A 20,611-nucleotide genomic window follows, 5' to 3' on the forward strand; every position below is an offset into this window, starting at 1 on the left:
GCCGGTACGCCTAGCGGCTCTTGGTCGCGGCGATGTGATCGTCCGGCCCGGCCGCGCCGTCCTCGTTCTCCGACGGGGAACCGGCCGGGGAATCGGCGTCCGACGGGGAGTCGGCGTCGGGCGGGGTCGCCGGGCCGATGCGGATCTCGAACTCGCCCGCGTACTTCTCATGACCGGCGATGACCGCCATCTCGACGGCCTCCTCGCCCCTCTCGCCCCGCACGATCAGCGGATCGCGGCGCAGATCCTTCATCAGCGCCCAGCACAGCCCCACCATCACCAGGGTGAAGGGCGCCGCCACCAGGATCGTCAGGTTCTGCAACCCGGTGAGGGCGTCGTCCTCACCACCGCCGATCAGCAGCATGATGGCCGCCACCGCGCCGGTGACCACGCCCCAGAAGATGACGACGAATCGGGTCGGCTCGAAGGTGCCCTTCTGCGAGAGCGTGCCCATCACGATGGACGCCGCGTCGGCGCCCGAGACGAAGAAGATGCCGACGAGGATCATGACCAGGACGCTCATGACCGTGGCGATCGGGTACTCGTGCAGAACCGCGAACAGCCGGCCCTCGGGAGTGGAATCGTCGCCGAGCCGGCCCGTGGCCTGGAGCTTCATCGCCGAGCTGCCGAAGATGGCGAACCAGATCAGGCTGACCGTGCTCGGCACCAGGATGACGCCGCCGACGAACTGCCGGATGGTGCGGCCCCGGCTGATCCGGGCGATGAACATGCCGACGAACGGCGTCCAGGAGATCCACCAGGCCCAGTAGAAGACGGTCCAGTCGCTCAGCCACGACGCGACCGACTTCCCGCCGGTCGCCTCGGTGCGGCCCGCCAGCTGCGGCAGGTCGCCGAGGTAGGAGGCGATGGAGGTCGGAACCATGTCGAGGATGACGATGGTCGGCCCGGCCACGAAGACGAAGACCGCCAGGAAGAGCGCCAGCACCATATTGATGTTGGACAGCCACTGGATGCCCTTGGCGACACCCGAGACGGCGGACGCGATGAAGGCCACCGTCAGGATCGCGATGACGGCGACCAGCAGCCCGGTGCCCACGTCGTTCTTCCAGCCCAGCACCTCCACACCGCTGCCGATCTGGAGCGCGCCGAGACCGAGCGAGGCGGCGGAGCCGAAGAGCGTGGCGAAGATGGCCAATATGTCGATGACCCGGCCGCCCCAGCCGTTGGCGTTCTTGGAGCCGATGAGGGGCGTGAAGACCGCGCTGATGGTCTGCCGGCGGCCGCGGCGAAAGGTGCTGTACGCGATGGCCAGGCCGACGACCGCGTAGATGGCCCAGGGGTGCAGCGTCCAGTGGAAGAGCGTGGTGGACATCGCGGTCTGCATCTTCTCGGCCGCGGTGGCGGGGTCGGTCCCGGGCGGCGGGGTGATGAAGTGCGACAGCGGCTCGCTCACGCCGTAGAACATCAAACCGATGCCCATGCCCGCGCTGAACATCATCGCGACCCATGAGACGGTGCGGAATTCGGGTTCCTCGCCCTCCTTTCCGAGGGTGATCTTGCCGTAGCGGCTCATGGCCAGCCAGAGGGCGAAGATCACGAATCCCGACGCGGTCAGGACGAAGGCCCATCCACCGTTGTGGATCAGCCCGGAGAGCATGCTGTTCGAGACGCTCTCCAGGGTGTCGGTGGCCACGCCTCCCCAGACGACGAAGGCCAGCGTGAGCGCGGCGGAGACGCCGAAGACCACACGGTCCGTCCGGGGGGTCCGATGGGGCCCGGCGGGGTCGGAGCCGGGAAGATCCACGGTCACCGGAGGATCGCCGCCGACGTCCCCCGTGGTTGTACCTGTCTGCGGCACGCAAAAGACCTTTCACTGAGGGTTTATGTGACGGATTTCCGGCTACCCAGGACTTCAGGATGCATGCCACCGGCCGTGGGGCCGGTGTTTTCGTGCGCCGTCAGGGCGTCCGGCCAACTCCCTCAGGCCGTCAGGCCAACTCCCTCAGGCCGTCAGGTCAGCGCCCTCGGAGCGCCAGGGTCAGCTCCCTCAGGCCGTCAGGTCAGCACGCGTCCACCGGCTGCCCCTCGGCGAGGTGGTACGCGGCGCGGCCGTCCAGCAGCAGCGGCACCAGCGCGCGGGCCGACTGGCGCAGCGGTACGAAGGCGCTTCCGTCGCGCTTGACGGGCCGCGCCGTCACCCCGTGCAGGGCCAGCTCGTCCCGCACCTCGCCGTAACTCTCGGCGTCCAGCCGGTAGCCGCACGGCGGATCCTCGAGGACGGTGTCCTCCTCCGGCGGTTCGTTGTCGGCGCCGCCGAGGTAGACCGGGCCCCGGTCCGCGTAGCCGGCCAGCCGCGCCGCCGTCGTGGCCGCCTCGATCCGGGCGCGCCGCCGGGTGATGAAGTCGAAGGTGCCGTTCAGGGCGGCGAGGTGGGAGCCCACGCGGCGGCGGTTGTTGAGGGCGGGGTCGGCCTTCTCGGCGTCGGTGAGCGGGTCGACCCGGGTCTCGGCCAGCAGCCCGACGGCGGCCTTGACGCCCGCGGTGTTGCGCAGGATCCGCTCCTGGCCGTCGCCCGCCACCTGCTTGACCGGCTCGCCTGTTTCGGGGTCGGTCCAGATGCCGTAGACGCCGGTGGTGTGGCCCGCGGCCTCGACGCTCGGGCGCACATAGGCGTCCGACAGCGTCCGCGCCTCGCGGTGCACCGGGTCCGCGGTGTTGAGGTTGCGCGGCCACAGCGCCAGCAGGTCCTTCACGTAGTACGGGGCGGTCGCCCCGTACTCGTGCAGGTCGTAGACGGTGTCCGGACGCCAGTCGCGGATGACGCCCGCCATCGCGCGGGACTCCGCGGTGGAGAGCGCGATGTGGTCGCGGTTGATGTCCACGCCGTCGGAGTTGCCTCGGGTGTCGGCGGCGCGGCCGTCGGGGTTGGCGGTCGGGACGACGAGCACCTGGGTGCGCTCCAGGAAGCGTCGCGTCCGGTCGTCCCTGGCGTAGGCGAGGTCGCGGATGGTGGACAGACACGCCTCGCGGCCGGAGGGTTCGTCGCCGTGCTGGGAGCAGATCAGCAGCAGGACGTTGCCGCGCGCCGCCCGGGCCGGATCGGCGGGCGCGGCCGGTGCGCCGATCCGCACCAGCCGCAGCGGCCGACCCTGCGCGGTGGCGCCGATCCGGTCGACGGCGACGCGCGGGGCGGACTTGTCGACGGCCGTGAGGAAGTCCGCCTCCTCGGCCTGGCTGGTCCACCGGGCGCCATGGCTGGTCTCGAACCCCGTACGCGGCGGGCGCTGTTCGGCCCGCGCGGGCGGGCTGAGGAACGACCCGGTCAGCAGCGCACCGATCGCGCCGCAGGCGGCGCCGCGGATGAGGGGTGACCGCGAGAACACGAAGGACCTCCTGGGGTGAGGGGATGCGTGGGCGTTATCGGTGCCGGCGTCCTGCCGGGCCCGCCGCCGGTGGGCCCCCGCGCGGCGGCGGGGACCCACCGGCGCGGGTCAGTCGCGGGTGGACATGGACGGGAGCGGGGTCCGGTGGTGCGGGGCCCGCACGCCCTTCAGGGGCGGCGCGGCAGCCGTGCGCGAGGGGGCGGCCGCGGCCTTCGGGGCGCCACCGACCAGCGGCAGACGGGCCGAGGTGCGGGGCAGGTCCAGGGTCAGCCGCGGGGTGGTGGACGGCGGTTCGATGAGACCCGCGTCGGTACCGGCGATGATCAGACCGAGGCGGTGGCCGGCCGGGACCACATGGTCGGTCGCCGCGAGGTCGAGGGTGATGGTGTACGCCTTGCCCGGGGTCAGCGGGCGGCCCTTGCCGTCGTCCGCGAAGTGACCGAGGTCGGCCCAGCCCCGGCTGAAGACCGTGTAGTCCACGTCCTCCTTGTCGGCGGCGGTCTCCTTGAAGCAGGCGCTGTCGCCCTCCGTGCCGCTGCCCCAGCAGGTGCGCCGGTCGAGGGTGGTGATCCCCTCACCCGCCGCCGTGTAGTCGCGGATGGTGGCCGGGCCGAGGTCGACCAGGACCGCGGAGAGATGGGCGCTGGTGGTGGAGGGCGTGGCGGTGACGGTGACCGTGCCGGAGCCGGACAGCCGCAGGTCCTTCTCGAGCGGACCGGTGGTGAAGCCCGCCTTGCCGGGCGTCGAGGTGTCGATCGCCGCGGACCAGTCGGCCTCGCTCAGCGCGGGGTCGTCGGTGAAGGTCTCCGTGGCGCCGGGCCCGGCCTGCTCGGTGCCGAGTACGCCCACTCCCGCCGTGGCGCCGCCGCGCGGGCGCAGGGTGGTCTGCCGGGTGCCGGAGGGGGGCCAGACCCGGTCGGTGGACCACTGGTCGGGGGCGCGCTCGACATCGGCCATCGGCTCGCGCTCGATGCCGTTGTCGATGCCGAGCAGGTAGTGGTCGAACCAGCGGTGGAGGGTGCGCACCCACTCCCCGCGCCGGTAGTCGAACGGGTCGACATGCCCGGTCTGCGAGAGCCAGATCTTGCGCTCGACGCCCGCGTCGGCGAGGGCGTTCCACCACTGTCCGAGGTGCTTGGTGCGGACGTTGAGGTCCTGCGCCCCGTGGACGGCGAAGACGCTGGCCCGCACCTTGTCCGCGTCCGGTACGTAGGTGCGGTCGGTCCACAGACCGGTCCAGTCGCCGTTGCGCGGGGCGCCCTCGACGAGACGCTTCTGTACGGCGGCGCAGCGGGCGTGGGCGCCATCGCTCTCGACGGCGTCCGAGAGTCCGTCGGGGCCGGAGTCGAAGAGCGCGGCGCCCTTGGCGAAGTAGTAGTCGTACCAGGAGGAGATGGCGCCGATGGGCACGATGGTCTTGAGCCCCTTGACGCCGGTGGCGGCGACCCCGTTGGCGATGGTGCCGTCGTAGCTCTTGCCGATCATGCCGGTGGCGCCGTTGGTCCAGCTCGCCTTGACCGTCTGCCCGCCGGTGCGGGTGCGGTACGCGGTCCCGCGGCCGTTCAGCCAGTCGACCACGGCCTTGGCGGAGAGGATGTCGGAGCGTCCGCCGATGTCCACACAGCCGTCGGAGCGGTTGGTTCCGGCGAGGTCGACCAGGACGGTGGCGTAGCCGCGCGGTACGAAGTAGTTGTCGTAGAAGAGCGGGAACTGGACCGGATTCCCGGCCGCGTCATAGGTCTTGAGCTGGCTCTCGTTGCCGCGCCCGCAGCAGGAGTAGTACGGGCTGGCGTCCATGATGACGGGGACGCGGCGGCCCTGAGCGGCGGCCTCGCGCGGCCGCACGATGTCGACGGCGACCCGGTCGGTCCGTCCGTCCGCGTCGCCGTCGATCGTGGTGTCCACCCATACGGATTCGCGGATGGCGTTCTCGTAGGAGTAGACGGGTCTGCTTTCTGATGGGCTCTTCGCTCTGCTGTCCGATCCGCTCTGCCCGGCGGAGGCGGCGGAGGCGGCGTGGGCGGCGGAAGCGGCGTGGGCGGCGGAAGCGGCGTGGGCGGCCGGGGCGCCGAGCGGTGGCAGCAGCGATATGGCGGCGGCGACCAGCGCGGTGACCGCCGACAGCACGAGTGTGGTCCAGGGGATGCGGGATCTCCGCGTCTGTAGCAGCACGGGCGGACGGTAGCGCGAGTCAACTCCTGCACAGAAGAGGGCGATACGTGTCGTGGGCGTGTCCGAGTCGATGCGCGTTGCGTCCGGATGTCGATTGGATGTCGGACCGCGTGATGGACGTGAGGTGCGTGTGAGGAGTACATAAGGTCACGAGTGATCGTTCTCCCCTACGAGTTGGAGGACTCGTGCGTCACCACAGACTCCTCGTCCCGGGCGCGGCCGCGGCCTGCCTGCTGCTGGCGATCCCGGCATCGGCGGCCGATGCCACGCCGGGCGCCCCCGGCATCGGGGACTCCTACTACCCCTCGTACGGCAACGGCGGGTATGACGTCTCCCATTACGACCTGCGGCTGAAGTACCAGCCGAAGACGGACCGGCTGGAGGGCACGGCGACGATCGTGGCCGACGCCCGGCAGGATCTGTCCCGGTTCAACCTGGACTTCGCGCTCGATGTGAGCGAGGTGCTGGTGGGCGGGAAGAAGGCCGCCTCCAAGGCGACCGGAGACCATGAGCTGGAGATCACCCCGGCCGCGCCGCTGACCTCCGGCCGCCCCTTCACCGTGGTCGTGCGCTACAGCGGTACGCCCTCGAAGGTCGTGGCGAACGGTTTCACCTCCTGGCTGCGCACCCCGGACGGCGGGATCGCGGCCAATGAGCCGGAGTCGGCGTGGTGGTGGTTCCCGAGCAATGACCATCCGCTGGACAAGGCCACCTACGACGTGTCGGTGGCGGTGCCGGACGGAACGCAGGCGATCAGCAACGGCACCCTTCAGTCCACCAGCTCCCAGCTGGGCTGGACCCGCTACAACTGGCGCTCCAGCAAGCCGCAGGCCACCTATCTGGCCACGCTGGCGGTCGGCAAGTTCGACATCACGACGGACACCACCGCCAACGGTCTGCCGGTGATCAACGCCTACAGCAAGGACCTCGGGGACAACGCGGGGGCGGCGCGGGCCAGCGTGGAGCGGTCGGCGGAGATCGTGGACTGGGAGTCCACGGTCTTCGGCCCGTACCCCTTCGACGCGCTGGGCGGCTATGTGCCCAATGTGCCCACGGGCTACGCACTGGAGACCCAGACCCGGCCGTTCTACAGCCCGAAGGGGTTCGCCAAGGGCGCCAACCCCTCGCTGATCGTGCATGAGCTGGCCCATCAGTGGTTCGGCGACAGCGTCTCGCTGAAGGACTGGCGTGACATCTGGATCAACGAGGGCTTCGCCAGCTACGCCCAGTGGCTGTGGTCGGAGAAGGAGGGCGAGGGCACCGCGCAGGAGCTGGCGGACTACACCTACGCCTCCTACCCGGCCGACGACCCCTTCTGGAAGGTCGAGCCGGGCAACCCCGGGGCGGAGAACCAGTTCCATGACGCGGTGTACGACCGGGGCGCACTGGCCCTCCAGGCGCTGCGGAACCACATCGGCGACAAGGACTTCTTCGCGATCCTGAAGGGGTGGACGGCGGAGCACCGATACGGGAACGCCTCCGTGAAGGACTTCGTGGCCTATGCGGAGAAGGTGTCGGGCAAGCCGCTGGCCTCGCTCTTCGACACCTGGCTCTTCACCCCGTCGAAGCCTGCCGCGGCGCAGGCGCGGGCGGCGGAGGTGAGCCCGGCCAAGGCGCCGGTGCGGCCGAAGTCGTGGCAGCGGATCCAGGACACCCACAGCGCCCACGGACGCTGAGCCACCCGGGCCCCGGCCGGTTCCCCACCCCGGCCGGGGCCTGGCGCGTACCACTTACCGCTTACCGCTTACCGCTTGGCGGAGCGCTGGTAGGCCGTCCGCGCCCAGAGATAGCCGCCGAGTGCCAGGGCGACGCACCAGGCGAGGGAGATGAGGGCGCTGTCGCCGATCTCCGTGCCCATCAGCAGGCCCCGCAGCGTCTCGATGACCGGGGTGAAGGGCTGGTAATCCGCGAACCAGCGCAGCCCGTCCGGCATGGACTCCGTGGGAACGATGGCGCTGCCCATGAAGGGGAGGAACTGTAGGGGCAGGGGTATGTTGCTCGCGGACTCCGGGGTCTTGGCCATCAGGCCGATCGCCGCCGCGACCCAGGTGAGCGCCAGCGTGACCAGGGCGAGCAGACCGGCGACCGCGAGCCATTCCACGGGGGTGGCATCCGGCCGGAATCCGATGAGCAGCGCGATGCCGATGACGAAGGCGATGCTGATCAGCGTCTGGATCATGCTGCCCACCACATGCCCGGTGAGGAAGGACGCCCGGGAGATCGCCATGGTGCGGAAGCGGTTGACGATGCCCTCGGTCATATCGACGCAGATGCCCACCGCGGTGACCAGGGCCCCGGAGGTCGCGGCCATCAGGATGATGCCGGGCGCGACATAGTCGATATATCGATCACCGCTTCCCCCGCCGCCGATGGTGCCGCCGATGGTGCCGCCGGTGCCGCCGGACATCCCGCCGATTCCGGCGCCGAGCGCCCCGCCGAAGGCGTAGTTGAACAGCAGCAGCATCAGCACGGGCATCGCCACGACGGAGGCCGTCATGGAGGGATAGCGCTGTGCGTGCTTCAGATTGCGGCGCAGCATCGTCAGCGAGTCGCGGGCGGCGTAGGACAGGGCGGTCATCGGATGCTCTCCTTCGCGGCGGCGCCGGCGCGCTCGCCGGAGCCGGGGTGGCCGAAGCCTGAGTGGCCGGAGCCTGAGTGGCCGGAGCCTGAGTGGCCGGTGAGGGTGAGGAAGACGTCGTCGAGATCGGGGGTGTGCACGGTCAGCCCCTCGGGTTCTATCGACGCGTCGTCCAGGACGGCGAGGACGGCCCGCAGAGTGGGGACGCCGCCGTCGCTGGGGACCTGGAGGGTGAGCGCTTCGCGGTCGGGTGCGGCGACGCCGAAGAGGTCGGTGGCCGCGTCGAGTCCGGCCGCATCGGCGAATCGGAGGCGGATATGGCCACCGGGGATCCGGCGCTTCAGCTCCTCCGCGGTGCCCTCGGCGACCAGCGCGCCATGGTCCAGGACCGCGATGCGGTCGGCGAGTTGATCGGCCTCGTCCAGATACTGCGTGGTCAGGAAGATGGTGACGCCGTCGTCGGCGACCAGGCCGCGGATGATCTCCCACATGGTGCGGCGGCTGCGCGGATCCAGTCCGGTGGTGGGCTCGTCGAGGAAGATGACGCGTGGATCGCCGACCAGGGTCATCGCCAGGTCGAGCTTGCGGCGCATACCGCCCGAGAAGGTGACGACGGGCTTGCGGGCGACCTCGGTGAGATCGAAGCGGCGCAGCAGTCCGGCGGCGCGCCGCCGCCCCTCGCGGCGGTCGAGATGGTGCAGATCCGCCATGAGGAGCAGGTTCTCCTCGGCGGTCAGCAGATTGTCCACGGCCGAGAACTGCCCGGTGACGCCGATCGCGGCGCGCACGGCATCGGCGTCGCGGACCAGATCGTGTCCCGCGACCCGGGCCTGGCCGGAGTCGGCGGCTATCAGCGTGGAGAGGATCTGCACGGTGGTGGTCTTGCCCGCGCCGTTGGGCCCGAGCATGGCGAAGACCGTGCCCTCGGGGATGCTCAGGTCGATGCCCTTGAGCACCGGCTTGTCACCGTAGGACTTGGTCAGTCCGGTGGCCGTGATCGCCACCGGAAGGGTGGAGGTGGAAGACGCGGTCATGGCGGTCCTGTCTCTTCCATGGGCTGTCATGTATGGCTGTCTCGTGCTGTCACGCATGGGCTGTCCCGTGCTGTGCGTGACCGGGGTGCGGGAGGGCGTCAGGCGCGGCGGATCACGATGTCGCCGAACGCGGTGCGGGCGCGGATCTCGGCCGTCTCCTCGGAGCCCTCGGGACCCTCGGCCGGTCCGAGGGTGGTGTGCACGGTGCCGAACCGGGTGTGGACGTCGAGCCAGACGGCGGTGGACTCGCGGACGCCGACCTCGACATCGCCCGTGGCGGCCTGGAGCACGATCTGCCCGCGCACCGCCTCGTCGATCCGGATGCTGCCGTTGGCCGACTTGGCGTCCACTCCCGCATGGGCGACGCCGACGGAGATGAGCCCGTTGGAGGAGGTGGCCCGCATCTCGCCGGCGACCTCGCCGACGACGGTGTCCCCGTTGCCGTTCTTGACCGTGGCCGCGCCCGCGACCGTGCCTATCTCGACCCGGCCGGAGCCGACGACATCGGCCTCCGCCGTGGCGCGGACCAGGCGGACATCGCCGTGCGAGGTCCTGAGCTGGGCGGTCGCCGCCTCGTCGACCTGGATGTCGCCGACCGAGGTCTTGAGCCGGCAGTCCCCCAGACGGCCCTCGCAGAGGAAGTCCGCCAGCGGGGAGGTGGCCTGGAGGTCCGAGCCCACCGGGAGCTCGATGGTCACCTCGATCGAGCCGGGCTTGCCGAACAGGCCGCGCTTCTTGGGCCCCTTGACCAGCAGGGTGCCGCCCGAGCAGCTGACCTTGGTCTGCTCGGCGGCCCGGATGTCGGCCTCGTCGGCGGGGTCGTGCGGCCGGACCTCGACGACCGTGTCCAGGCGCTTTCCGGCGGTGATCCGGGCGGCGCCCATGTCGAATTCCAGGGTCACGGAGAGCGGTTCGGGTGTGTCGAAAGCAGGCATGGCTGTCCCGTCCTCATGGCTGTGGTACGCGTTCCCGCTGGTCGCGCGGGTGAGATGGAGGGTGGTGCGCTACTGCCGCGGAGTCAGCGGACCCAGCCCTTGTAGCTCTGCCGGCCCTTGGGGCGGCCATGGGCGGCCGCGGCCGGGCGGGCCCGCTCGGCGGGCTCGAGCGCGGCGGCGACGGCCCGGACCAACCAGGCGTTGACCGAGAGGCCCTCGGCTCCGGCGGCCTCCTCGACCCGGGTCTTGAGATGGGTGGGGAGGCGGAGGTTGATGCGCGCCGTGCCGCCCTCGTCGGCCTCGGCGGGGACCGGCGGTATGGGCGACGCCTGGGCGGCACCGCCCGGCAGCTCATCCGGGTCCCCGGCCTCCTCGTACGCCACCGCGAGCGGCGGAGGCGTCACCACGAACTCGGGGTCGAGCCCGCGCAGCCGCACATCGACCGAGCCGGGCGCGAGCTCACGGGTCACCTCGTCCATGGCGGCGGACAGGGCGTTGAGCAGGGTGAGCCGGACGGCCGACTCCAGAGGTGTGGTGAGCCGCTCGGCCAGGGCGCGGGCTTCGTCGCCGCCCGCGTCCGCGGCCACCGCGAGCTCATGGCGGAGATTGTCGACGTACCGGGTGAGGTCCATGGCACCATCATGGCACAGCTTTGGCGCCACGTCGAGACTTCATGGCATCACGCGCACCAAATGTGGCGCCACCATGGCTCACCATGTGACATACTCCCTGGTCACAGCCCCATCGCGCGGCACCAAGCCATGTGCCACACCAAGCGTCACGCCATGCGCCACGCCACGTGCCACGCCATTCGCCACACCGCGGAACCCACTGATCACGGCCGTCCGGTGCGGGCGCGGCGCCGGGCCTCCCGCGCGATGGGCAGATAGCGCAGCCGCTCGGGCAGCAGCGGGACCACCACCCGCGCGGCCCTCCCGAACCACCGCAGCCGCCGCTCCTGACCGCGCGTCCACTCCAGCCCGATCGCCTCCCGCGCGTCCGGCGGCATCAGCCCGACGGTGAGGAACGCGCGGAAGCGGGTGAACAGCGGGCGCAGCAGCGGCCACGGCAGCCGGAGTGGCAGCGCGTCCGGCGGAGGGACGGCCGCGTCGGGCTCGGCCAGTTCACGGGCGACGACGGTCGGCTCCAGCCGTTCCCGCACCATCGCGCGGTAGTAGGGCCAGAACTCCTCGACGGATCCCGGCATCTCGCGCTCGTCGATGCCCAGCACCCGCCCGATCCGCAGCCATTCCCCGTACAGCTGCCGCTCCTCGGCCGCGGTGAAGGGGCGGGTGCCCAGATAGCGCTGGGCGCGCAGATAGACCGGATAGCCGGTGGCGTGCACCCACGCGTAGACGGGCGGGTCCAGCGCCCGGTAGGGGCGGCCGTGCGCGTCCACGCCCTGTATGGACGCGTGGAGCGCACGCAGCCGGTGGCCCTCCGCCTCGGCCCCCGCGCCGCCGTACACCCACAGCTGCACCGACCGCAGCGAGCGCTCCCCGCGCCCCCAGGGGTCGGTGCGGAAGACGGAGTGCTGGTCCACGCCCGCCCCGACGGCCGGATGCGCCACCTGCATGGTCATCGCGGCCGGCAGGGCGAGCACACTGCGCAGCTCCCCCGCCACGGCCCACAGGATGCCGCCCACGGGGGGCGGGTCGTGGCCTTGGGCGGTGTGGCGGGGGCTCTGCGTACTCATGGGTCCATCGGTAGTGCGGTTACTTCCCTCCTGTTCCAGTGTGCGCGCTCGCGCCATCGTCGAGCGGGCGCAGGGTGAGCGTGTAGTCGTAGGCGCCGTCGGCCTTCACCCGGTACTGGTCGCGCACCGGGTTGGGGGTGTCGCCCACGCCGGTGACCGCGTGGTCGGCGTGCAGGGTGTTCCAGCCGTCGTTGCGCTTGAGGAAGTTCGGGTAGGCGGCGCGGTCGAGTTCGTCGTACGCACTGGCACCCGCCTCCAGATCGCCGGAGACCAGCAGCCGGAACACCGGATGGTCGAGGTCGTCGGTCTGCCAGGTGTGCGGGACCTGGACGCGCCGCCCCGCCGAGGCGTCGTAGCCGTCCTTCCAGAAGCCGCCCGGGGCGTTCTCCGGCCGGTCGACCAGGACGAACCGCCAGGATCCGTCCAGGCTGCGCTCCCACCGCGCGCGGTCCGGGCCGTCCGGCCGCAGCCGGGTGTGCGGGGGCTCCTGGCCCTCGCCGGTGCGCTCCGGGTCCTCGAGGTAAGAGAACCGACACAGCTGAACGGCGTCGCACGCTATTCATCGGTAAAGAGAGCGTCAACAGGTCCTAGCGATCCCGGTGTTCGGTCTGTGGCGGTGGGAGGTTTCACAGCGATGATGCGACAGCAATACTGATGAACCCGATCGGGCAGCAGCACAGCGGAGCAGGACGACGCGGAAGCGAGGCACGACCGATGACCACCCCCGGCACCGAGGAACCCACCCTCACCGTCGACGAGCTGGCGGCCCGCGCCGGGGTGACCGTGCGCACCGTGCGCTTCTACAGCACCCGCGGGCTGCTCCCGCCGCCCGCGATCGGCCCGCGCCGGGTCGGCCACTACGGCGCCGAGCACCTCTCCCGGCTCGCGCTGATCGAACAGTTGCAGCACCACGGCATGACCCTGTCCGCCATCGAGCGCTATCTGAGCCAATTGCCACCGGATCTGAACGAGAACGATCTGGCGATCCACCGCGCCCTGGTCGCCTCCTGGGGCCCGGACGCCCCCGAGGAGGCGAACCGCGAGCAGCTGGACCGGCGGGCCGGGCGGGAGCTCACCGAGGAGGACATCGACCGGCTGGCCGCACTGGACGCGCTGGAGCGCACCGACGACCCGGATCGGTTCCGGATCGACCCCAAGGCGCTCCATCTGGGGCTGCGGCTGCTGGAGGTGCCGATCGAGCTGGAGACGATACGCACGGCCCACGCGGTCGTCCTGGAGCACACCCGCTCCGCGGCGCGGGAGCTCAGCCGGCTGTTCCGGGACGAGGTGTGGGGGCCCGAGCGCGATCATGAGTCCGGGAGCGGACCGGAGCGGATGCAGGCGAAGAAGTCGCTGTCGGCCCATATGCAGCCACTGGTGGTGGAGGCGCTGGTGATCGCGTTCCAGCGGTCGATGAAGCAGGAGCTGCGGGCCTGGTACGGGCAGGACGCGGACTGAACGGGCCCGGGGCGGTGCGGCGGGCCGCCCCGGGGAAGCGGCCGTCCCGGGGAAGCGGCCGTCCCGGGGGAACCGGCCACCCCAGGGGGAACCGGCCGCCCCGGGGGAACCGGCCACCCCAGGGGGAACCGGCCGTCCCGGGATAGCGGCCGGTCAGCGACCGCCGATGAGCGCTGCGGCGAGCTCCTCGGGGCGGGCGGCGAACGGCGAGTGACTGCCCGGCAGCGGCCGCACGGTGAAGGGCCGGTCCGGCATGGCCGCGTCGGCCTCCGCGATCATCAGATCCTGCATCGCGGGGGTGCACGCCCAGTCCCCGGCGCACCGGATGAAGGTGCGCGGGATCCGGCCCCACCGCTCCCGGGTCAGGGTGATCGGGGTGGTCGGCACCGCGAAGGGCAGATCCGGGCTCAGGGCCCGGTACCAGCGGGCGAAGGACTCGGCGGGGACATCGTCGTAGAAGGCCAGCCGCAACTCCTCCACATACGCCGGATCGGCGGAGCCCGGATTGATCCGGAACGCGCCGATGGCCTCCGGGTCGCCCAGCATCAGCCCCTGCCCCCGCGCGGTCGCGGTCTGCTCGGGGGACGTCAGATAGTCGGCGAAGCGCGGCCGCCCGGCCGGGACGAAGGACGACAGATGGATCAGCTCGTCGACGAATTCGGGCGCCCGCTCCGCGGCCAGGGACGCGGGGGCGCCACCGGCGCTGTGCGAGACCAGGGCGACCTTCGGATACCGGCGGACCGATCGCAGCGCCGTGACGACGGCCTCCGCGCACTCCTCCAGGGTCACCCCGGCCAGCGCCGACTTCTCGGTCGCCAGACCCGGCTGACCGGGGAGGAGGAGGCCCGAGGGCAGCGGGGCCTCGAAGCCGTGCCCCGGCAGATCGACGGCGAGGCTCGCAGCGCCGAGCCGGGCCAGGGCGCGCTGGGTGGACGCCCACTGCCAGGAGGCGTGCCAGGCGCCGTGGACCAGTACGAACACGGTGCCGGACGGAACCGGGCCGGGGCGGGAATCGGTGCGAGGGGTTCTGGGGCTCGTGGCACTCATGCGTACAGTCCACCGGCCCGGCCAGGCGTTATCCACCCTCATAGCTGACAACCCCGTCGCCGATATCTCCTGAGTATCGCCTCGGCTATCCTGGGACCGATGGAGTCACGTCATCTGCGCTACGCCCTGGCGCTGGCCGAGCATCAGCACTTCGGACGGGCGGCGACCGCCCTCGGCATCGCCCAGCCGCCGCTGTCCCAGCAGATCGCGGCGCTGGAGCGGGAGCTGGGCGCGCGGCTCTTCGACCGTACGGCGCGCGGGGTGTTCCCGACCGCCGCGGGCGAAGCGTTCCTGGCCAGGGCGCGCCGGGCGCTGGCCGAGATGTCGGCCGCCGTGTCGGACGCGGGGCGGGCCGCCCGGGGCGAGACGGGGCGGCTGCGGCTCGGCTTCATCGGCTCGGCGCTGCTGGAGCTTCTGCCGTCCGTGCTGGGCGCGTTCATCCGCGACCGCCCCGAGGTGCGGCTGGGGCTTCAGGAGATGTCCACCCGCCGGTCCACGGCGGCGCTGCTCGCGGGCGAACTGGACCTCGCCATCGGGCGCGGGGCGCCCCGGGGCGCCGGTGCCGAGGATCTGGTGTCGGTCACGGTCGGCCGGGACCATCTGGTGGCGGTCGTCGGGGCCGCCCATCCCTTCGCCGGGCAGCCCAAGGTGAGCCTCGAACAGCTCAAGGGACAGCACCTGATCATCGCGCCCGCGGAGGAGGAGCCGACGGTCGCCGCCTGGCTGGCCGGGCTGCTGGGCGAGGGCCCCGACGTGCCCGCGCGGGCCGGTGGGGTCACCGAGGCATGGGACGCGCACACCATCGTCGGGCTGGCCTCGTGCGGGGTCGGGGTGGGGCTGGGCCCGGCGTGTCTGCGGGTGGCCGCGCGGCCGGAGGTCCGGGTGTGCGAGGTGAGTCCGCGGGTGGAACTGCCGGAGCTGGTGATGTCGTTCCGCGCCCAGGACCGCTCCCCCGTGCTGGCGGCCTTCCTGGACATCACGAGGGAGCGGTGCCCGGGGGTGGCCGAGCGGCTGGAACGCCGTCTGGGCGCGCGCTGACGGGCGGCCGGACCGGCCGGCGCCTGCGGCGGGCTGTTCCCCTCCCCGCCCCTTCCCGAAACCATGGGGCTCCGCCCCCCTGCACCCCCGCCGGGGCTCCGCCCCGGACCCCGCTCCTCAAACGCCGGAGGGGCTGGAAGGCTGGACTCCGCCCCGGACCCCGCTCCTCAAACGCCGGAGGGGCTGGAAGGCTGGACTCGGCCCCGGACCCCGCTCCTCAAGCTCCCCCAGCTACCGCTGGGAGGTGCTCCCTGGAGGGGCTGGAAAGCGGGGTCCAGGGGCGGAGCCCCTGCCGCGCGGCGGAGCCGCAGATCGATGCCGCGGGGGGCGGGGAGGGGAACGGCCCGCCCCAGGCGCCAGGGTCCGCCGGACAACACGCCTAGTCCGTGAAGCGCTCCCCCCGCTCCGCCTTCTCCACCAGCAGCGCGGGCGGGGCGAACCGCTCTCCGTACGCCGCCTCCAACTGCCGGGCACGGGCCACGAAACCGGCCACGCCGCCCTCGTATCCGTTGATGTACTGGAGCACCCCGCCCGTCCAGCCGGGGAAGCCGATGCCGAGGATGGAGCCGATGTTGGCGTCGGCGACGGAGGTCAGCACACCCTCCTCCAGCAGCCGCACCGTGTCGATGGCCTCGCAGAAGAGCATCCGCTCCTTCATGTCCTCGAAGGGGATGCGGGTGCCCCCGCGCACAGCGTCTCCGGAACCGCCGGAACCGCCGGAGCCGCCCGGTGCGAAGTGCTCGCGCAGCCCCGGCCACAGCCCGGTGCGCTTGCCGGTCGTCGCGTCGTAGTCGTAGAAGCCCGCGCCGCCGCTGCGGCCGGGGCGCCCGAACTCCTCCACCATGCGGTCGATGACCGCGTCGGCCGGATGCGGCCGCCACTCGCCGCCCGCCTCCTCGGTGGCCCGGCGCGTCTCCTCGCGGATCTTGCGCGGCAGGGTGAGGGTCAGCTCGTCCATCAGGGAGAGCACCTTGGCCGGGTACCCGGCCTGGGCGGCGGCCTGCTCCACGGAGGCCGGGTCGATGCCCTCCCCCACCATCGCCACGCCCTCGTTGAGGAAGTGGCCGATGACGCGGGAGGTGAAGAAGCCCCGGGAGTCATTGACCACGATCGGGGTCTTGCTGATCTGCCGCACCAGATCGAAGGCGCGGGCCAGCGCCTTGTCGCCGGTGCGCTCGCCCTTGATGATCTCGACCAGTGGCATCTTGTCGACGGGCGAGAAGAAGTGCAGCCCGATGAAGTCGTCGGCGCGCTGCACGCCCTCCGCGAGCAGGGTGATGGGGAGAGTGGAGGTGTTGGAGCACAGCAGGGCGTCCGGGGCGACGACGCCCTCGATCTCCTGGAACACCTTGTGCTTGAGCGCCGGGTCCTCGAAGACCGCCTCGATGACCGCGTCACAGCCCGCGAGGTCGCGCGGATCGGCGGTCGGGGTGATCCGGGCCAGCAGCTGGTCCCGCTCGGCCTCGGTGGTGCGGCCCTTGGCGAGCGCCCTGGCCAGCAGCCCCTCGGAGTACGCCTTGCCCTTGGCGGCGGCCTCCACGGACACGTCCTTGAGGACGACCTCGATGCCCGCCTTGGCGCACGCGAACGCGATACCCGCACCCATCATCCCGGCGCCCAGCACCGCGACCTTGCGGACCTGGCCGGGCTCGATCCCCTGCGGCCGGTTGGCACCGGAGTTGACCGCCTGAAGTTCGAAGAAGAACGCCTGGATCATGTTCTTGGCGGTCTGGCCGACGACCAGCTCGGTGAAGTACCGGGCCTCGATGGTCTGCGCGGTCTCGAAGTCCACCTGGGACCCCTCGACGGCGGCGGCCAGGATATTGCGCTGCGCCGGGTAGGGCGCGCCGTTCAGCTGCTTCCGCAGATTGGCGGGGAAGGCGGGCAGATTGACGGCGAACTTCGGCTGCGCCGGGGTGCCGCCCGGAATCCGGTAGTCCTTGTCGTCCCACGGCTGCGCCGACTCGGGGTGGGCGGCGATGAAGGCGCGCGCCCGGGTCAGCAGCTCCTCGCGGGTGGTCACGACGTCATGCACCAGCCCCGCCTCCTTGGCGCGCAGGGGGCTGTACCGCGTGCCCTGGAGCAGCCACTTGAGCAGTGCGTCGGTGACGCCGAGCAGCCGTACGGTACGGGCGACGCCGCCGCTGCCGGGGAGCAGGCCCAGGGTGACCTCGGGGAAGCCGATGCGGGCCCCGGGGGCGTCGAGGGCGATGCGGTGGTGACAGGCGAGCGCGATCTCCAGCCCGCCGCCGAGCGCCGCGCCGTTGATCGCGGCCACCACGGGCTTGCCGAGGGTCTCGATCCGGCGCAGCGCGCGCTTGACGCGGAGGTTCTTCTCGTAGACCTCCTGGGCCTGGCCGGGCCCGACCTGGATGAGGTCATTGAGGTCGCCACCGGCGAAGAAGGTCTTCTTGGCGGAGGTGACGATGATGCCGCGAATGGCGTCCCGCTCGGCCTCGACGCGGTCGGCGATCGCGTCGAGGGAGTCGATGAACGCGGCGTTCATGGTGTTGGCGGACTGGCCGGGGTCGTCGAGCACCAGGGTGACGACGCCTTCGTCGTCCTGCTCCCAGCGGATGGTCGAGGCGGTGGTGGGGTGGGTCATCTGAGGTCTCCAGGGCGAAGGGGCGTGGGGAGGGGCGGGCAGGAAGGGGAGACGGCGACGGCTTGAGAGCGGCTCGGTCGGCGTCCTTGGAGCCGCTCGGCCGCGAAACCGCTCGGCCGTGGAGCCGCGCGGCTCCGGAGCCGGTCGAGGGCCGCTCTAAAGCCGCTCGACCACCGTCGCGATGCCCATTCCGCCTCCCACGCACAGCGTCACCAGCCCGAACCGCCCGCCGCGCCGCTCCAGCTCGTCGATCACCGTGCCGAGGATCATCGCGCCGGTGGCGCCCAGCGGATGGCCCATGGCGATCGCGCCGCCGTTGACGTTGACCTTGTCCAGGCTCAGCCCCATGTCGTCCACGAAGCGCAGCACCACCGCCGCGAACGCCTCGTTGATCTCGACCAGATCGATGTCGTCGATGGTCAGCCCGGCCTTGGTGAGCGCCTTACGGGTGGCGGGAGCCGGGCCGGTCAGCATGATGGTCGGGTCGGCTCCGGAGACGGCGGCGGAGACGATCCGGGCGCGCGGTGTCAGCCCGAAGCGCTCACCGACCTCACGGCTGCCGATGGCCACCAGGGCGGCGCCGTCCACCATGCCCGAGGAGTTGCCCGCGTGGTGGACATGGTCGATCGCCTCGACCCAGTGGTACCTCTGAAGCGCCACCGCGTCGAAGCCGCCCGCCTCGCCGATGGCGGCGAACGACGGCTTCAGGCCCGCCAGGGTCTCCGGGGTGGTGCCGGGGCGGATGTGCTCGTCCTGGTCGAGGACGGTCAGCCCGCTGCGGTCGCGGACCGGGACCACCGAGTGGTCGAAGTACCCCTCCTTCCAGGCGCGGGCGGCCCGCTCTTGGGAGAGCGCGGCGTAGCTGTCCACGTCATGGCGGCTGTAGCCGCCGATGGTGGCGATGAGGTCGGCCCCGATGCCCTGCGGTACGAAACCGGTCTCGTAGTTGGTCATCGGGTCCGCGAACCAGGCTCCGCCGTCGGAGCCCATCTTCACGCGCGACATCGACTCGACCCCGCCCGCGAGCACCAGGTCCTCCCAGCCGGAACGGACCTTGGCCGCCGCCAGGTTGACGGCCTCCAGGCCCGAGGCACAGAAGCGGTTCTCCTGGACTCCCGCGACGGTGTCCGGGAGCCCGGCCGCGATGGCCGCGATCTTGGCGATGTCGGAGCCCTGGTCGCCGAGCGGGCTGACGACGCCGAGGACCACGTCGTCGATCGCCGCCGGATCGAGCTCGGGGAACCGCCGCCGCAGCTCGTGGATGAGGCCCACCACCAGGTCGACGGGCTTGGTGCCGTGCAGGGCACCGTCGGCCTTCCCGCGCCCGCGCGGGGTGCGGATGGCGTCGTACACATACGCTTCGGTGCTCACGTCAGCGGCCTTTCGAGGGAGGGTTGGGGCGGTGACGGCTCAGTGGTCCGGCGGGAAGCGGGGACATGGGGCTCACGACGGGTTTCCCTCGATGAGCGAGGTGACTCCCCAGTCGCGGGCCACCTCGTCGGTGTCCGCCCCGGGCCGGGCGGGCTCACGGCGCACCGCGCCCGGGGTGGCGGAGAAGCGCGGGGCCGGCGCGGGCTGGGTGATCCCGCCGTGGTCGACGAAGGTGGAGCGGGCGGCGAGCTGCGGATGGGCCGGGGCCTCCCGCAGCGACAGTACGGGGGCGACGCAGGCGTCCGAGGCGCCGAAGACGGCGGTCCACTCCTCGCGGGTGCGCTCCTTGAAGCGGTCGGCGATGGCGGCGCGCAGCGCGGCCCAGCTGTCGAAGTCATCACGGGCCGGGGCCCGGTCGGCGATCCCCAGCAGCTCGATGAACTCCGCGTAGAACTTGCGCTCCAGCGGCCCGACCGCCATATAGCCGCCATCGGCGGTCTCATAGGTGCCGTAGAAGGGGCAGCCGCCGTCGAGGAGGTTGCTGCCGCGCTGGTCCCGCCAGCCGCCGGCGGCCATCATGCCGTGGGTGACGGCGGTCAGATGGGCGGTGCCGTCCACGATCGCGGCGTCCACGACCTGGCCGGGGCCGCCCGCGCGGGCGTGGTGGAGGGCGGAGAGGAGGCCGATGACGAGGTAGAGCGAGCCTCCCGCATAGTCCCCCAGGAGGTTGGCGGGGGCGATGGGCGGGCCGTCGGCGGCGCCGATCATGCTGAGGGCGCCGGTGACGGCGATATAGCCGATGTCATGACCGGCGGTCCGGGCGAGCGGGCCCTCCTGGCCCCAGCCGGTCATCCGGCCGTAGACCAGCTTGGGGTTGCGGGCCAGGCAGTCGTCCGGGCCGAGGCCCAGCTTCTCGGCGACCCCCGGGCGGTAGCCCTCGATGAGGATGTCGGCGCGCTCGACGAGGTCGAGCACGACGGCCGTGCCCCCGTCGGCCTTCAGGTCGATCAGCACCGAGCGCTTGTTGCGGTTGGCGAGGTCGTAGTCCGGGTCGATCCGCAGGCCCCCGGCGCCTCCGGGACGGTCGACGCGCACCACGTCGGCTCCGAGGTCGGCGAGGACCATGGCGGCGAACGGACCCGGCCCGATCCCGGCCAGCTCCACCACCCGCACCCCGGCCAGCGGGCCGCTCGCCGCCCCTTCCTCCGCCACCGTCATCCCGTCCCCCAATCGTGTGACACCACCGCTGTAACACCGCCGATGCTAAGAACGCGTCCCGCATTCCACAAGCCCTCTCCTGGGCCTGTGGACAACCAAGCCCCGTGACCGGCAA

Annotated in this window: 16 protein-coding genes; 3 read left to right on the forward strand and 13 right to left on the reverse strand. The window is 71.8% G+C overall.

Annotation, left to right across the window (positions count from 1 at the left end):
- Positions 1 to 10: 10 nt before the first annotated feature.
- The 3 genes from ABD329_RS27285 to ABD329_RS27295 all read right to left on the reverse strand — a co-directional run bounded on the left by ABD329_RS27285 (position 11) and on the right by ABD329_RS27295 (position 5,516).
- Positions 11 to 1,819, reverse strand: a complete 1,809-nt coding sequence (locus ABD329_RS27285; RefSeq protein WP_425574384.1) for a BCCT family transporter — start codon at positions 1,817 to 1,819, stop codon at positions 11 to 13.
- Between the two features lie 202 nt (positions 1,820 to 2,021).
- Positions 2,022 to 3,344: a M14 family metallopeptidase gene (locus ABD329_RS27290; protein ID WP_198276671.1), complete on the reverse strand. Its 1,323-nt coding sequence runs from the start codon at positions 3,342 to 3,344 to the stop codon at positions 2,022 to 2,024.
- A 108-nt stretch (positions 3,345 to 3,452) separates the two neighbouring features.
- Positions 3,453 to 5,516: a Xaa-Pro dipeptidyl-peptidase gene (locus ABD329_RS27295; RefSeq protein WP_309142694.1), complete on the reverse strand. Its 2,064-nt coding sequence runs from the start codon at positions 5,514 to 5,516 to the stop codon at positions 3,453 to 3,455.
- A gap of 185 nt (positions 5,517 to 5,701) precedes the next feature.
- On the opposite strand from ABD329_RS27295, the gene ABD329_RS27300 reads away from it, so the two are divergent.
- Positions 5,702 to 7,192 (forward strand): M1 family metallopeptidase, encoded by a 1,491-nt coding sequence (locus ABD329_RS27300; protein WP_198276670.1) that lies wholly within the window; start codon positions 5,702 to 5,704, stop codon positions 7,190 to 7,192.
- 68 nt (positions 7,193 to 7,260) lie between these two features.
- Here ABD329_RS27300 and ABD329_RS27305 read toward each other — a convergent pair whose 3' ends face one another.
- From ABD329_RS27305 to ABD329_RS27330, 6 genes are all read right to left on the reverse strand, one after another.
- Complete coding sequence (locus tag ABD329_RS27305; RefSeq protein WP_198276669.1) at positions 7,261 to 8,094, reverse strand: ABC transporter permease; 834 nt, start codon at positions 8,092 to 8,094, stop codon at positions 7,261 to 7,263.
- Positions 8,091 to 9,128, reverse strand: a complete 1,038-nt coding sequence (locus ABD329_RS27310) for an ATP-binding cassette domain-containing protein (RefSeq protein WP_198276668.1) — start codon at positions 9,126 to 9,128, stop codon at positions 8,091 to 8,093. The genes ABD329_RS27305 and ABD329_RS27310 overlap by 4 nt, the downstream gene beginning before the upstream one ends.
- A 98-nt stretch (positions 9,129 to 9,226) precedes the next feature.
- Positions 9,227 to 10,063: a DUF4097 family beta strand repeat-containing protein gene (locus ABD329_RS27315; protein ID WP_198276667.1), complete on the reverse strand. Its 837-nt coding sequence runs from the start codon at positions 10,061 to 10,063 to the stop codon at positions 9,227 to 9,229.
- A gap of 83 nt (positions 10,064 to 10,146) precedes the next feature.
- Positions 10,147 to 10,695, reverse strand: coding sequence for a hypothetical protein (locus ABD329_RS27320; protein ID WP_198276666.1), 549 nt, complete (start codon positions 10,693 to 10,695; stop codon positions 10,147 to 10,149).
- A gap of 203 nt (positions 10,696 to 10,898) precedes the next feature.
- Positions 10,899 to 11,759: an oxygenase MpaB family protein gene (locus tag ABD329_RS27325; protein ID WP_198276665.1), complete on the reverse strand. Its 861-nt coding sequence runs from the start codon at positions 11,757 to 11,759 to the stop codon at positions 10,899 to 10,901.
- Between the two features lie 19 nt (positions 11,760 to 11,778).
- Positions 11,779 to 12,045, reverse strand: coding sequence for a beta-galactosidase small subunit-related protein (locus ABD329_RS27330; protein WP_309142693.1), 267 nt, complete (start codon positions 12,043 to 12,045; stop codon positions 11,779 to 11,781).
- Between the two features lie 428 nt (positions 12,046 to 12,473).
- Here ABD329_RS27330 and ABD329_RS27335 point away from each other — a divergent pair, with 428 nt between their 5' ends.
- The gene (locus ABD329_RS27335) at positions 12,474 to 13,217 is read left to right on the forward strand and encodes a MerR family transcriptional regulator (protein WP_198276664.1); all 744 of its coding nucleotides are present in this window, start codon (positions 12,474 to 12,476) and stop codon (positions 13,215 to 13,217) included.
- Positions 13,218 to 13,370: 153 nt separating this feature from the next.
- On the opposite strand, the gene ABD329_RS27340 is transcribed toward ABD329_RS27335, so the two are convergent.
- Positions 13,371 to 14,264, reverse strand: a complete 894-nt coding sequence (locus ABD329_RS27340; RefSeq protein ID WP_198276663.1) for an alpha/beta hydrolase — start codon at positions 14,262 to 14,264, stop codon at positions 13,371 to 13,373.
- Between the two features lie 99 nt (positions 14,265 to 14,363).
- On the opposite strand from ABD329_RS27340, the gene ABD329_RS27345 reads away from it, so the two are divergent.
- Positions 14,364 to 15,302, forward strand: a complete 939-nt coding sequence (locus ABD329_RS27345; protein ID WP_344317051.1) for a LysR family transcriptional regulator — start codon at positions 14,364 to 14,366, stop codon at positions 15,300 to 15,302.
- Positions 15,303 to 15,681: 379 nt separating this feature from the next.
- On the opposite strand, the gene ABD329_RS27350 is transcribed toward ABD329_RS27345, so the two are convergent.
- From ABD329_RS27350 to ABD329_RS27360, 3 genes are all read right to left on the reverse strand, one after another.
- Positions 15,682 to 17,907, reverse strand: a complete 2,226-nt coding sequence (locus ABD329_RS27350) for a 3-hydroxyacyl-CoA dehydrogenase NAD-binding domain-containing protein (protein ID WP_198282115.1) — start codon at positions 17,905 to 17,907, stop codon at positions 15,682 to 15,684.
- A gap of 156 nt (positions 17,908 to 18,063) precedes the next feature.
- Positions 18,064 to 19,278, reverse strand: coding sequence for an acetyl-CoA C-acetyltransferase (locus tag ABD329_RS27355; RefSeq protein WP_198280253.1), 1,215 nt, complete (start codon positions 19,276 to 19,278; stop codon positions 18,064 to 18,066).
- A 72-nt stretch (positions 19,279 to 19,350) separates the two neighbouring features.
- The gene (locus ABD329_RS27360) at positions 19,351 to 20,496 is read right to left on the reverse strand and encodes a CaiB/BaiF CoA transferase family protein (RefSeq protein WP_198280254.1); all 1,146 of its coding nucleotides are present in this window, start codon (positions 20,494 to 20,496) and stop codon (positions 19,351 to 19,353) included.
- Positions 20,497 to 20,611 lie beyond the last annotated feature (115 nt).

The organism is Streptomyces javensis (assembly GCF_039525925.1).
Lineage (GTDB): Bacteria > Actinomycetota > Actinomycetes > Streptomycetales > Streptomycetaceae > Streptomyces > Streptomyces asiaticus.

Excerpts from the sequence above, each read along its gene's own strand:
- ABD329_RS27310 (WP_198276668.1), bottom strand. The coding sequence starts at position 9,128 with ATGACCGCGTCTTCCACCTCCACCCTTCCGGTGGCGATCACGGCCACC.
- ABD329_RS27305 (WP_198276669.1), bottom strand. The coding sequence starts at position 8,094 with ATGACCGCCCTGTCCTACGCCGCCCGCGACTCGCTGACGATGCTGCGC.
- ABD329_RS27315 (WP_198276667.1), bottom strand. The coding sequence starts at position 10,063 with ATGCCTGCTTTCGACACACCCGAACCGCTCTCCGTGACCCTGGAATTC.
- ABD329_RS27325 (WP_198276665.1), bottom strand. The coding sequence starts at position 11,759 with ATGAGTACGCAGAGCCCCCGCCACACCGCCCAAGGCCACGACCCGCCC.
- ABD329_RS27345 (WP_344317051.1), top strand. The coding sequence starts at position 14,364 with ATGGAGTCACGTCATCTGCGCTACGCCCTGGCGCTGGCCGAGCATCAG.
- ABD329_RS27360 (WP_198280254.1), bottom strand. The coding sequence starts at position 20,496 with ATGACGGTGGCGGAGGAAGGGGCGGCGAGCGGCCCGCTGGCCGGGGTG.
- ABD329_RS27350 (WP_198282115.1), bottom strand. The coding sequence starts at position 17,907 with ATGACCCACCCCACCACCGCCTCGACCATCCGCTGGGAGCAGGACGAC.
- ABD329_RS27340 (WP_198276663.1), bottom strand. The coding sequence starts at position 14,264 with ATGAGTGCCACGAGCCCCAGAACCCCTCGCACCGATTCCCGCCCCGGC.
- ABD329_RS27335 (WP_198276664.1), top strand. The coding sequence starts at position 12,474 with ATGACCACCCCCGGCACCGAGGAACCCACCCTCACCGTCGACGAGCTG.
- ABD329_RS27320 (WP_198276666.1), bottom strand. The coding sequence starts at position 10,695 with ATGGACCTCACCCGGTACGTCGACAATCTCCGCCATGAGCTCGCGGTG.